The organism is Tepidibacillus fermentans (assembly GCF_004342885.1).
Taxonomy (GTDB): domain Bacteria; phylum Bacillota; class Bacilli; order Tepidibacillales; family Tepidibacillaceae; genus Tepidibacillus; species Tepidibacillus fermentans.
The window spans coordinates 16,575-30,323 of sequence record NZ_SMAB01000003.1 but is presented as its reverse complement, the minus strand read 5'-3'; the positions used below and the strand labels follow the sequence as shown (position 1 = coordinate 30,323).

The 13,749-nt window shown below is 35.5% G+C and carries 11 protein-coding genes and 1 pseudogene; 10 read left to right on the top strand and 2 right to left on the bottom strand.

Going from position 1 to position 13,749, the window contains the following annotated elements; all coding sequences use genetic code 11:
• The first annotated feature begins 109 nt into the window (after window positions 1–109).
• From EDD72_RS02795 to asnB, 8 genes are all read left to right on the top strand, one after another.
• Window positions 110–1,570, top strand: a complete 1,461-nt coding sequence (locus EDD72_RS02795; RefSeq protein ID WP_132767115.1) for a nicotinate phosphoribosyltransferase — start codon at window positions 110–112, stop codon at window positions 1,568–1,570.
• Between the two features lie 22 nt (window positions 1,571–1,592).
• Complete coding sequence (locus EDD72_RS02790; RefSeq protein ID WP_132767114.1) at window positions 1,593–2,069, top strand: divergent PAP2 family protein; 477 nt, start codon at window positions 1,593–1,595, stop codon at window positions 2,067–2,069.
• Between the two features lie 224 nt (window positions 2,070–2,293).
• Complete coding sequence (locus tag EDD72_RS02785; RefSeq protein WP_132767113.1) at window positions 2,294–3,025, top strand: MBL fold metallo-hydrolase; 732 nt, start codon at window positions 2,294–2,296, stop codon at window positions 3,023–3,025.
• A complete protein-coding gene (locus EDD72_RS02780) occupies window positions 3,022–4,320 on the top strand; it encodes a M18 family aminopeptidase (RefSeq protein WP_132767112.1) in 1,299 nt (432 codons plus the stop codon). Before EDD72_RS02785 ends, EDD72_RS02780 begins: the two co-directional genes overlap by 4 nt.
• 334 nt (window positions 4,321–4,654) lie before the next feature.
• The gene (locus tag EDD72_RS02775; RefSeq protein WP_424565519.1) at window positions 4,655–5,956 is read left to right on the top strand and encodes an ammonium transporter; all 1,302 of its coding nucleotides are present in this window, start codon (window positions 4,655–4,657) and stop codon (window positions 5,954–5,956) included.
• A 23-nt stretch (window positions 5,957–5,979) separates the two neighbouring features.
• Window positions 5,980–7,023, top strand: a complete 1,044-nt coding sequence (locus tag EDD72_RS02770; RefSeq protein WP_132767110.1) for a DUF294 nucleotidyltransferase-like domain-containing protein — start codon at window positions 5,980–5,982, stop codon at window positions 7,021–7,023.
• Window positions 7,013–7,762: an exonuclease domain-containing protein gene (locus EDD72_RS02765; RefSeq protein WP_132767109.1), complete on the top strand. Its 750-nt coding sequence runs from the start codon at window positions 7,013–7,015 to the stop codon at window positions 7,760–7,762. Before EDD72_RS02770 ends, EDD72_RS02765 begins: the two co-directional genes overlap by 11 nt.
• Window positions 7,763–7,871: 109 nt before the next feature.
• On the top strand, window positions 7,872–9,716 hold the full coding sequence (gene asnB / locus EDD72_RS02760; RefSeq protein WP_132767275.1) for an asparagine synthase (glutamine-hydrolyzing): 1,845 nt from the start codon (window positions 7,872–7,874) through the stop codon (window positions 9,714–9,716).
• Between the two features lie 63 nt (window positions 9,717–9,779).
• On the opposite strand, the pseudogene EDD72_RS02755 reads toward asnB, so the two are convergent.
• Window positions 9,780–10,266 (bottom strand): annotated as a pseudogene (locus tag EDD72_RS02755) (EamA family transporter).
• Window positions 10,256–10,918: a TMEM165/GDT1 family protein gene (locus tag EDD72_RS02750; RefSeq protein ID WP_132767108.1), complete on the bottom strand. Its 663-nt coding sequence runs from the start codon at window positions 10,916–10,918 to the stop codon at window positions 10,256–10,258. The pseudogene EDD72_RS02755 and the gene EDD72_RS02750 overlap by 11 nt, the downstream one beginning before the upstream one ends.
• Before the next feature lie 412 nt (window positions 10,919–11,330).
• Here EDD72_RS02750 and EDD72_RS02745 point away from each other — a divergent pair, with 412 nt between their 5' ends.
• Window positions 11,331–12,689: a cytochrome ubiquinol oxidase subunit I gene (locus EDD72_RS02745; RefSeq protein WP_132767107.1), complete on the top strand. Its 1,359-nt coding sequence runs from the start codon at window positions 11,331–11,333 to the stop codon at window positions 12,687–12,689.
• Between the two features lie 18 nt (window positions 12,690–12,707).
• Window positions 12,708–13,730, top strand: coding sequence for a cytochrome d ubiquinol oxidase subunit II (gene cydB / locus EDD72_RS02740; protein ID WP_132767106.1), 1,023 nt, complete (start codon window positions 12,708–12,710; stop codon window positions 13,728–13,730).
• Window positions 13,731–13,749 lie beyond the last annotated feature (19 nt).

The following is a 13,749-nucleotide window of genomic DNA, read 5'->3' as shown; positions in this document are numbered from 1 at the left end:
AGGGCTTTTTTTTGTGCAAAAAATATTATAAATTGTTCATTTAAATGTTACAATAAATAGAAAATTACATCATGTAATATAGATATAAAATCGAAAAAGGGGAAAACTAATGGTACAGAATAAGCAGAACCCTAGAAATCTTACTATGCTTACGGACTACTATCAAATTAATATGATGTATGCCCACTTTAAAAACGATCTCTTAGATAAAGAAGTCGTTTTTGATGTTTTTTATCGAAAGAATCCCTGTGGCGGAGGGTATGCAATCTTTGCTGGATTAGAACAAGTGGTTGAATACATCCAAAATATTCGATTTACTAAAGAAGATGTAGATTATTTGGCTACCGTACACGATTACGACCCTGATTTTTTACAATATTTATTGGATTTTCGCTTTACTGGAGAAATTTGGGCTGCTCCTGAAGGGACAATTGTTTTTCCAAATGAACCGATTTTAAAAGTTCGAACCAATGTGTTAGAAGCACAATTGATCGAAACGACCATACTTAACATTATTAATCACCAAACCTTAATTGCTACAAAAGCTTCTCGGGTTGTCTATGCTGCAGATGGTGATCCAGTTTTAGAGTTTGGTTTACGTCGAGCTCAAGGACCTGATGCTGGAATCTATGGGGCTCGTGCTGCTTATATTGGAGGAGTATCTGCTACCTCTAATGTCCTAGCTGGGAAAATGTTTTCGATTCCGATTAGAGGAACGCATGCTCATGCTTATGTTCAAAGTTATCCATCAGAATTGGAAGCATTCATCGCATTTGCCCAGGCCTTTCCTGATAATGCAAGTTTGTTGGTAGATACCTATGACACCCTAAATAGTGGTGTTCCTAATGCGATTAAAACGTTTAAAATGATGAAAGAGAGATTGGGAGACCAATTTCAAAACTTTGGGATCCGTTTAGACTCTGGAGACATGGCTTATTTGTCAAAACAAGCGAGAAAAATGCTAGATGAAGCTGGTTTTCCTGATGCCAAAATTGTTGCTTCGAATGATTTGGACGAATTATTAATACGAGATCTAAAGCTTCAAGGAGCGAAAATTGATATTTGGGGTGTAGGAACAAATTTAATCACCTCAAGAGATTGTCCATCATTAGGAGGCGTTTATAAGTTAGTAGCAGAAAAGGAAGGCGATCAACTCGTTCCAAAAATAAAGATCAGTGAGAATCCAGAAAAGATTACAACACCAGGATGCAAGAAGGTTGTTCGTTTTTATGATCGTTCGACGAAGAAAGCAATTCTTGATTTAATTATGTTAGAGGATGAGCCGATCCCTCAACAAGATTTTATCGCTTTTGACCCTATTAATATTTGGAAAAAGAAAATGATTCGCAATTTTGTCTCAAAAGAAATATTGATTCCTATTTTTCAATCTGGTCAACTCGTTTATTCTTTACCAACTTTGAAAGAAATCCGTGATTATGCAAAACAGGAATTACAAACCATTTCCGAAGAGATGAAACGACTACATAACCCTCATATTTACCATGTGGATTTATCCAAAAAATTATGGGATCTAAAATATGGATTATTAAATCAAGAAAGGAAAAGATAGACTAACTAAAAAGGAGATTCCGATGATATTGCAAATTCTTCTATCCAATTTTCCTTTAATGAGCGCTTTGGTTGCGATGGTCTTCGCGCAATTCTTAAAATTATTTACCCATTTATTATTTGAAAAGGAATGGGAGCCAATGATCATCTTTAGTAATGGAGGAATGCCGAGCTCTCATTCTGCATTTGTGAGTTCATTGTCTACAGCAATTGGATTAAAACATGGAATTCAATCTACAGAATTTTCTATTGCGATTGTTTTTTCTCTAATTACAATGTGGGATGCAGCGGGTATTCGTTATCAGGCTTCAAAGCATGCTCAATTACTGAATGTCTTAGTTCAAGATGTACAAACTCTTATTATGGATTTAAAACAAAAAAAGAAACAAGAACACAAACCTTTGAAGGAACTAATCGGCCATAAGCCATTAGAAGTATTTGTTGGTGCGATACTAGGAATTGTAATCGGATTTTATATGGAATACTGGTTCTATCGGTAAAGTCTAATTGCATAAACTAGGCTTTTTTTAAAAAATTTATTCTATAAGTTGTAGCTTTTGGGAGTGTATTTATACAAGGATAATGGAGCACGTTGGAATATAAACTTATTTTTATGTGATTCACAGAGGTTTCCCCAATCAAATAGGGGAACTCTATTTTTTTATTTTCTGAAAAATATGGTACAATGGTGAAATGGATGAATTGGTTTGAAGGATGAAAATAGATGAAAATACAACGGATTGGTTCTAGAGGAATTGTTTTTAGTTTTCCAGAATTAGATCAGGTGAATTTAGTTGCAATTTATGGTAAACAATTCACCTATTTGTGTGATACCTTTATCGGCTCAGAACCAATGGAAGAGATCAAGAAATTTTTCATTAAGGAAAACAGAAATCAACCTATTATCGTATTTAATTCGCATTGGGACTGGGATCATGTATGGGGGAATTGTGCATTTTCTGATTCCATCATTCTTTCCCATCAATACTGTAGAGAGAACCTTGAAAAAGGATTTTGGAGTGAGCTAGAGCGAAATAAGTCTTATATCCGGGGGGATGTAAAACCGCTTTTCCCTAATCTAGTATTTACAGAAGAAATTATGTTTGCTGAAGATCAAGTGAAGTTCTACCATACTCCTGGTCATACTAACGACTCAGCTAGTTGTTTTGATTTGGTTGATGGAACACTTTATGTTGGGGACAATGTGGAGTACCCGATACCCTATGTTTCACATCCAGATGTGAATACTTATATTCAAACATTAAAATCCTATATTGAGTTAGCTCCAAAAATAATCATTACTGGGCATGGGAATCGTTGGTCATTAGACTTAGTAAAAGATAATTTAAAGTATTTAAAGCAACTCGTTTCCGATCAGGAAATCGATCAGTCAGACTGGAACGAGGATATAATGCAACGTCACCAAGAAAATATGAAAATATGGAGGAAATTATGAGAAACGAACGTGAATTAGCACTAGATCTTATTCATTTTATCGATCATAGTCCAACTGCCTTTCATGTTGTAGCGAATATCAAGCAACAGCTTAATCAAAAGGGTTTCAAGGAGCTTGATTTTGGTCAACGATGGAATTTACAAAAAGGTGAAAAATACTATGTGACGAAAAATGACTCAGCTATTATTGCCTTTATTGTTGGAACAGGTGAAGTTGAAGAAGAAGGATTTAAAATCGTTGCTGCACATACAGATAGCCCTACTTTTCGAATTAAGCCAAATCCAGAAATGACAGCTGAAAATTATCTGAAATTGAATACGGAAATCTATGGGGGACCGATCCTAAACACTTGGTTGGACCGACCATTATCTTTAGCAGGTAGGGTAATGGTGAAGGGGGATCATCCTTTAAATCCTAAAACGATGTTCGTTAATATTGAGCGTCCTCTTTTAGTAATTCCAAATGTGGCTATTCATATGAATCGAAAGGTAAATGAGGGGATTCAATTAAATCCGCAAATTGATCTCCTTCCTATTATTGGTTTAATTAATGAGACCTTTGAAAAAGATCGATTTTTACATAAACTTCTAGGGAAAGAATTAAATATTTCAGAGGATGAAATTATCGACTTTGACTTGTTTCTATACGATACAACAAAAGGTACGTTAGTAGGACTGAATGAGGAATTGATCTCCATTGGTCGATTAGATAACCTAGCGATGGTTCATGCAGAAATAACGGCTATCGCAGATGCAAAAGTAACAAAAGCGACAAATGTAATGGTCTGTTTTGATAATGAGGAGATTGGCAGTCGGACGAAACAAGGGGCCAATGCGCCGATGCTTGCCAATGTTCTCGAACGAATCGTTCTTTCTTTAGGAAAGGAACGAGAGGATTATTTCCGGGCATTAGCCAAATCCTTTATGATTTCTGCAGATATGGCTCACGCTGTTCATCCTAACCATCCAGAAAAATACGACCCTGTGAATAAGCCGAAAATGAACGGTGGCCCCGTTATTAAGATCAATGCCAATCAAAATTACACGACAGACGCCGATTCCAATGCTGTGTATGAGCAGCTTTGCAAAGAAAATGGAATTCCTGTCCAGAAGTTTGTAAATCGATCCGATGAACGGGGCGGATCTACCATTGGGCCAATCTCCTCAACTCAAGTCGATATTCGTTCAATCGATATAGGAACCCCGATGTTAGCCATGCATTCCATTCGAGAATTAGCAGGAATTAAGGACCATCTTTATGTCGTTCAATCCTTTGATGCATTTTATAGATTATAAAGCATAATCATTTTAAAGGAGCTGTCTAAAAAGTCCATTTAAGTTGAAAATCCGCCAAAATTAAACCCCAAAGAATGCTATAAAATCAACATTCTTTGGGGTTGCTTTTTTTAGATTTCGGGGTTAATTACTACTTTTCGGACAGCCCCTTTTGTGTTATATTTTCTTACATTAAAAAATGAAACAAAGATATTCTCATCTTAAACTCTAGTATTTTTGTGACTAAATTTAAAAAAATAAAATTTTTTAAAGCGTTTTGTAACATTTGCTTTCTTTATATGTTATAATATCTAACATTATAATACTTTATTATAATAAAGGGAGGAAGAGTGTGATGGAAAAAATCAGTTTTATGTTAGACTCTGTATGGGTGATTATTGCTTCAGTGTTGGTGATTTTCATGCAGGCGGGATTTGCGTTATTAGAAGCAGGATCAACAAGAATGAAAAATGCTGGGCATATTGCAGGAAAACAAATCTTAAGTTTTGCCATTTCAACATTAGTCTTTTGGGCGTTTGGATTTGCAATTACCTTTGGCGAAGGAAATCAATGGTTTGGTACTAGTGGTTGGTTTTTAAAAGAAGGATCAGAGACAACTTTTGACTCTTTATCATGGGCTCATGTTCCACTATCTATCAAGTTTTTATTCCAATTAGCATTTGCTGCTGTTTCTTTGGCAATTGCATGGGGGGGATTCGCTGAACGAGCGAAATTATCGGTTTATTTTATCTTTGGTACATTATTTACGATATTTATTTATCCAGTTGTTGGACATTGGGTTTGGGGTGGAGGTTGGTTGGCACAGATTGGAATGCAAGATTTTGCTGGCTCAACCGTAGTTCATCTTCAAGGTGCGATTGCTGGTTTCATTGCGACATTACTTCTCGGTCCACGGATTGGTAAATTTAATCAAGATCGAACACCGAATCTTATTCCCGGTCACAACCAGGTCTACACTGTTTTAGGAGGAATTATTTTATGGGTTGGTTGGTTCGGGTTTAATGCAGGCAGTACAATGAGTACAACAGATGGATTTTTTGGATATGTCGCGTTAACGACTCATCTTGCAGCAGCAGCAGGAGCTTTAGCAGCATTAATTACCGCAAAAATAATGACAGGAAAAGCAGATGTATCAGCGATGGTAAATGGTGTTCTTGCAGCATTAGTTGCCATCACAGCTGCCTCTGCTTTTGTTGAACCTTGGGCAGCAATTGTCATTGGGGCAGTGGCAGGTTCCTTTACATTTTGGACGTCAATTTATTTTGAAAGAAAAGGAATTGATGATCCGATTTACGCTTTTTCCGTTCACGGGATTTCAGGAGTAATTGGAACGATTTCTACAGGTTTCTTTGCATCTCCGCGGTTAGTTGAAATTACTAAAATTGGTAAAGCAGGATTGTTTTATGGCGGAGGGTTTCATCAATTATGGGTACAAATCATCGGAGTTCTTGGAGCAGCGGTATATGTAACGATCGTTTCTTTTTTGATTCTAGGGGTTTTAAAACTAACTGTTGGTTTAAGGGTTACACCTGAACAAGAAATTTCGGGATTAGATATTAGTGAGCATGGGGCTTATGGTTACCCAGAGCATTTGGAGCTTTTGAATCATCATGTGAATAAAATAAAGATTAGCTAAAGCTAGTCTGAGGAGAAAATGGAATGGAACCATTATTTTTTGACGATTGGATCGTACGAATGAATCAGACGAGTACTCTTACAGAATTAGCTCAGATTAAACAAGAATTGTTTTCTAAAATTTCTGATGATTTTCCTTTAAAAGAAGAAATGGATGTTTTTCATCTATATCATATCTTAAGTCAGATTCATGACCAATTAACGAAGAAAGCCGTTTCTTTTGCAGAAAAACAAACGAAAGAAGAAAAAATTGGCTTGCCTCCTGAACGATATGCTTGGCTCACCATGGGAAGTGGTGGAAGGAAGGAACAAACAAATAGAGCCGATCAGGATAATGGGTTAATCTATTGTATTGGGAAAAACCAAAATCAAGAGCAAGTTGAACGTTTTGTTCAACGGTTTGCAGAACTTGCAGTTAATAATTTAATGGAACTTGGTTATCCCTTATGTCAAGGTAATGTAATGGCAACCAACCCTCGTTGGCAAAAAACATTCAATGGATGGAAAGAAACGATCACCTCTTTTTTAGATCAAGATTCAATGAATGATATTCGCTATATTTTTATTGCTGCTGATTTTAGAGTGGTTTATGGAGATCAAGAATTAGGGGATCAGTTACGTGAATGGATGTTAACTTTTATTCAAAACAATTCTCGTCTCTTAAAACGAATTGCGAACCATGTTCTAAGCTATGAGATTCCACTTGGCCTTTTTAGTCAATTCTATACAGAACGATGGGGTCCTTATGCTGGACAGTTTGACTTAAAATATGGTGCATATATTCCGTGGTTGAATATCATTCATTGGTTTTCCTTTTTTGCGGGGATAAAAGAAACCACCATCATTGATCGGTTAATTATTTTGAGAGATAAAGGAATCATATCAAGAAAAGAATTCCAAATCGCTATTCATTCATTTACTGTTTTATTACGTTTACGTTTTAATTCCCCTTTTCATCATATCGATCCAAAGCAGCTAACTAGCTCTGAACGTGTAGAATTAAAAAAAACGCTAAGAGGAATAAAAAAATTAAGACGAAGGATAAGGATCTTATCATATGGAACCTAATTGGAAACATTTCATCTCTCGTATGCTCTCTCTTGGTTTAAATCGAGAACAAATTCAAATCATTGGCCAGACAGATCTACCATTTTCTTTACAACAAGAACATATAATCCGCTCTCTATTGAAAGAAATACGACAAAAAAATGAAGATTCGTTAAGAAGAGATTTATCAAGTATTGATTATGTTGTAATTGATTCGGAAACGACAGGTTTTTTCCCAGATAAAGGTGACGAAATCATCTCTTTATCCGCTGTAAAAATTACAAATGGTAAAATAAGTCCAACTGTATTCTTTACTTATCTTTCTCCTACTCACCCAATCCCTACAAAGATTAGAGAATTAACAGGAATTGATGAAAAGGTTATTGCACATGCACCCAAAATTGAAGAGGTGATTCAAGAGTTTTTAACATTTATCGGTCAATCATGGATTGTTGGATTTCATATCAACCATGATCTTACATTTCTTAATGATTTTTTACTGAAAAATTATCAGTCAAAAATCGATCGTTCTGTATTTGAGATTCAACAAGTATTGCAAGTTGTAATACCTAACCATATGTTGAAAAGTCTAGATGAAGCTCTTGATTATTATTCGATTCCCATCTACCAACGACACCATGCACTAGATGATTCGATCATGATAGCAAATTTATGGCTTAAAATTTTAGAAGAATGTAAGAAGAAAGGAATCATTACTCTGTTTGATTTGTATTCCAGAATCTATAGTATTTCTAAGTGAATTATTATCGTTTCACCTTTATCGCTAAAGTGCATATGATATACCGTGATATTGGATAGTAATATCAATTTAGAAATACTATTTTCTCCTCTAGAAAGGATTGATGTGGATGTGTGGAATTACAGGTTGGATCGATTGGGAGCTTGATCTTTCGAATCATCGAGAAACGATTATCCAAATGGGGGAGACGATGAAACATCGTGGTCCGGATGCAAGTGGAGTATGGGTGAGTAAACGTGCAGCCTTAGCGCACACAAGATTAATTGTCATCGACCCTGAAGGTGGAAAACAGCCAATGATTCGCCAATACGGTGAAAATCAATATGTAATTACCTATAATGGTGAGTTATATAATACGAACGAACTGAGGAAAGAATTGGAATCCCTCGGACATCATTTTCATTCTCATTCAGATACCGAGGTATTATTAGTTTCCTATATTGAGTGGGGAGAAGAATGTGTTGAACATTTAAATGGTATTTTTGCTTTTGGAGTATGGGATGAACAAAAACAACAACTTTTTCTAGCCCGTGATCGTTTAGGGGTGAAACCCCTTTTCTATACAAAACAAGATCAACGATTAATTTATGGCTCAGAGATAAAAGCTCTACTCGCTCATCCTGATGTTCACCCTATTGTCGATTCCGAAGGACTTTCAGAAGTTTTTGGGTTAGGTCCATCCAGAACACCAGGGCACGGAGTATTTAAAGGAATTGAAGAATTACGCCCTGGGCATTCTTTATTATTTAGCAGACAGGGAATGAGAATACAACAATATTGGAAATTAGAGAGTAAGAAACATACAGATGATTTACAAACAACCATAGAAAAAGTTCGAGAACTTGTCATTGATGCTGTAAAAAGACAATTAGTCTCCGATGTGCCTGTTTGTACGTTTTTATCTGGAGGATTAGATTCAAGTTTTATATCTGCAATTGCAGCAGAGGTTTATCGACAAAACGGCAAAAAGTTGAATACTTATTCTGTTGACTATATTGGAAACGAAAAATATTTTAAAGAAAGTGAGTTTCAACCGAATTCCGACTTGAAATGGATAGAAAGAATGGTTGATTTTATTCAATCGAACCATCATTATGTGTTCTTAGATAATAACAAATTATTTGATTCACTTGTAGAGGCGGTAAGAGCAAGAGACTTACCGGGAATGGCCGACGTTGATTCATCCTTGTTTTTATTTAGCCAAGAAATAAAGAAAAATGCGACCGTTGCACTGTCAGGGGAGTGTGCAGATGAAATCTTTGGCGGATATCCTTGGTTTTATCGTCAAGCTGATTTAGGGTCCAATACGTTTCCTTGGTTACGATCTATTGAGCAGAGGGAAAGGATTTTAACCTCTGAATTACTCCAACAATTAAAAATTAAAGATTATGTAGATTTCAGATATCGACAAACATTACAGGAAGTACCACGTCTTGAAAATGAATCTAATGAACAACAAAAAATGAGAGAATTGTTTTATCTAAATATGACTTGGTTTATGGCAACTTTATTAGAACGTAAAGATCGAATGACGATGAGAACAGGATTAGAAGTTCGTGTTCCTTTTGCTGATCACCGATTAGTAGAGTATGTTTGGAATATTCCTTGGGAAATAAAAAACTTAGGGCATAGGGAGAAGGGACTTCTTAGAAAAGCATTAAAAGGTATATTGCCTGACGATGTGTTGTTTAGGAAAAAGAGTCCTTATCCTAAAACACACAATCCTACCTATACGTCACTAGTAAGTAAAAAGATGCTTGAGATTCTACACGATTCACAATCCCCAATTTTATCATTCATTGATCTACAGGTAGTTAAATCCTTAGCTCTAAATAAGAGTGAAGGAAATGAAATTCCTTGGTTTGGTCAATTAATGACTGGACCGCAACTATTAGCCTATTTAATTCAAGTTGATATTTGGTTAAAAGAATATAAAGTATCTATCGAACTGTAAAAATGCAAAGAAGGTCCTCCTATCTAAAAGGACCTTCTTCAATCTGTGTATCATTAATTCTCACTAGTTAGAGACAAGGCTTCGTTTCTTTTCTCGATTCACAATAATAATTCCAGCTATCACGAAGAGTAAAGCAAGAAAGATGAGAGAATGGATCTTTTCACCTAATAATAATGCGGAAAGTATCACACCAAATACAAGGATGAGAAACATATACATCGAGATAATACTTAGCTTGTGAAATTTTAACAAAGTATTCCAAAGAGCGAATCTACAGCAGATAAAAAAGACAAATAGAGTAACATTATATTGAAAAGAAAACCCTTCTTTCTTTAATGAACATAAAAAGAAAAGTTATTAGTGAAGCAAGAAAAAATCGATAGCCTGCAAAAAGAAGTTGTTCAAAAGTCTCATTCAGTTGAATGTCTAATAAGGGATAGCTGAGTTTAATAAAGGGAAACGCACTTCCCCATAAGTATGTAACAATAGTTACAATGACAACCATATCAACTATATCAACTGTATTCTTGAAAATGCAATCATACTTCATATGTTTTTTCCTTGCGAGAACTCATCTTCATCAGATAGGCTAGTCCTACAATGAAGAGAAAAGTAAATAGGTTAAGATAAAGTGAGTAGCTTTCAGGTATATAATGGTATAATCCGATTATTCCAAATAAGATAAAAATAATTGCAGCAAACCACTTTATTGTGTTGGTAGAGAATTTTTGGTTTAGCCATGCTCCAGCCCAAATGCCAATCCCGTCGGCAACGAGCATTCCTAATGTGGTACCGATAAGAACAAAGTAAGGAGATTGAAATTTTGCTGCTAAGGAAATAGTGGCTAATTGTGTTTTATCTCCAATCTCTGCTAGGAAAAAGGCAAGAGTTACAGATAAAATAGGTACATACTTTGAAAAGCGTTTTTCCTCTCCGTTTAATTTGTCCCCACGAATTGTCCAAAGCCCAAATAATATAAAGGAAGCAGCAGCAATGATTTGAATCGTATTTAGTGGAATGAATGTTGTTAACCACTCCCCAAGCGCAACGGCTAACCCATGATTAAAAATCGTTGCAATGAAGACACCGATCATCACCTGCTTAGCCGAATATTTAGATGCAAATGCCATTGCTAAGAGCTGAGTTTTATCCCCCATTTCAGCTAACGTAACAAATGCTAATGCAAAAAATAGAGATGACATTTTCTTTAACTCCCCCTTAAAGATATAACATGAAAAAGAGACTTTTAACACATCTAGTTGGCAAGATATCTACCAACACAATAGATGTGTTAAAAGTCTCGCTTTTGGTAGAAACCAAACATTGGAGCCAGGTGACAAAGATCACCAGTATGTTGACCCCAATAAACGATCATTCGTTAGCTACTCCCTTTTAACAATTTCATTGTAACATAATAAAAACAAGAGAAAAAGGGGTAAAAAACGGAGAAAGGATTGATTTTTAACGGTTTTTTAACCTATTTATAGTATTTTATATTATTATATTTTCTAAACTGTTTTATAAAAAAAGTGCTGATATTTATCATAGATTATAGTAAAATTAAAATGAATTCCACATGGAATTTTTTATTGAAAAATTATAAAGGAGGAGAAATTGATGGATCTTGTGACGTTGAGTCGGATTCAATTTGCTCTTACGGTTGGCTTCCATTTTCTTTTCGTTCCTTTAACATTAGGGCTCGTTATTTTGGTAGCCATCATGGAAACCCTCTATGTCAAGACAGACAACCCGGTTTATAAGAATATGGCTAAGTTCTGGGGGAAACTTTTTATTATTAATTTTGCATTAGGTGTCGTGACAGGTATTACGATGGAATTTCAATTCGGTACGAACTGGGCCAACTATTCGAAATACGTGGGTGATATTTTTGGAGCACCCCTTGCGATTGAGGCAACGGTTGCTTTCTTCTTAGAATCAACTTTCTTAGGATTATGGATTTATGGTTGGGATAAGGTCTCCAAGAAACTTCATGCATTTTCCATCTGGATGGTTGCACTAGGAACCAATCTGTCTGCGGTCTGGATCATTATTGCCAATGGTTGGATGCAACATCCTGTTGGTTATGTGATTCGTAATGGAAGAGCAGAATTGGTTGATTTCATGGCGGTTGTACTCAATAAATATGCATGGTTAACATTTTTCCATACAGTTTTATCTGGATATGTTTTATCCTCATTCTTTGTTTTAGGTATAAGTGCTTATCATCTGTTAAGAAAAAATCAGTTGGATTTCTTCAAAAAATCTTTTCAAATTGCTTTAGTATTTGCGATTTTTTCATCGATTATGGTTGCTGTTGTAGGTGATTCCAATGGTTCCAATGTGGCAGAGGTACAGCCTTCTAAATTTGCTGCGATGGAATCGATTTGGGAAACGCAAGAAGGTGCACCAATGTATTTACTCCAAATACCTAGTTGGAATAATGATGGGAATATAATCGAAGCGATTGGGATTCCTAAATTAACTAGCTTTTTGGCTTTTAAAGATCCGAATGCAAAAGTAATAGGATTAAATGACATTCCAAAAGAGGAGCGGCCACCTGTAGCGCTTGTTTTTTATGCATTTCGCATTATGGTGGGATTAGGTGTTTATTTTATTGTGATGTCATTACTAGGTTGGTATTTGAATCGAAAAGGAAAATTATTAGATTCACCTCTATATTTAAAAATGTTGCTTTATTCAATTCCACTTCCCTATCTCGCGATTAACCTAGGTTGGATGGTTGCAGAAGTAGGTAGGCAGCCTTGGATTGTTTATGGATTGATGAAAACGGTTGATGGAGTATCCCCCATCCCAATTTCTCAAGTATGGATGACATTAATCGGTGTAATTATTTTCTATTCGATATTAATTATCGCGGACATTTATCTTTTAGTTAAATATGCAAAGAAAGGGCCGGATTTTGATCAGCCTGTTCAAATTAACATCAGTACATCACCATCAATTCAAGCTTAGGGAAAGGGAGGTAAAAGGATGACCTATACAACATTAATAATCATTTGGTTTGCTTTATGGGGATTATTATGGGCAGTTTATTTTATGTTAGATGGATTTGACTTAGGCGTGGGGATGCTTTATCCTTTTCTAGCTAAAGATGAGAATGAACGGAAGTTGTTGCTTAATTCAATTGGTCCTTTCTGGGATGGTAATGAAGTTTGGTTAATCACAGCGGGTGGTGCTACTTTTGCTGCTTTTCCAACTACTTATGCCGTGATGTTCAGTTTCTTTTATCTACCGTTCATGTTAATTCTATTAGGATTAATTTTTCGCGGAACAGCGATTGAATTTATGAATAAAAGTGAAGGACAAACGTGGAAAGACCTATGGAAGTGGGCTTTAGCAGCTGGAAGTTTTCTTGTTGCCTTTTTATTTGGAGTTGCATTTGCCAATATTTTTCATGGGTTACCGATTGATGAACAAGGGTATCATGGTACTTTAATCTCATTACTTAATTCATATGGAATTCTTGGTGGGTTGCTATTTACAGGACTATTTATTCTTTCAGGTTCCATTTGGATTGGGATAAAAACTGATAATGAACTGTCTGAACGGGTGATGAATTTTTCGTCAAAAATGTGGTATGGGGTATTGGTTTTAGCGGTTATCTTTCTTGTTCAGACTTACTTTGAAACTTCTCTTTATGACATCTATATCGAAAATCCAATTTGGTTGATTGATTTAGCGATTGCTGTGATTTCTCTGTTGTTGACGAAAGTATTTATCAATAAGAAAGATGCGATCAAAGCCTTTATTACTCATTCACTACTTATTGTATCGACAACATTTTTTGGAATTATTGGACTCTATCCAAATATGCTTCCATCAAGTATTGATTCGAAGCATAGTCTTACAGTTTTCAATTCCGCTTCGAGTGAATATACCCTTAAAATTATGTTCATCGTTGCAATTATTTTTGTCCCTATCGTAATCTTTTACCAAATCATGATGTATAAAATTTTTTCTGGGAAAATAACAGAAAAAGATGCTCATTATTAGAATCAATGAAAAAGGTGTC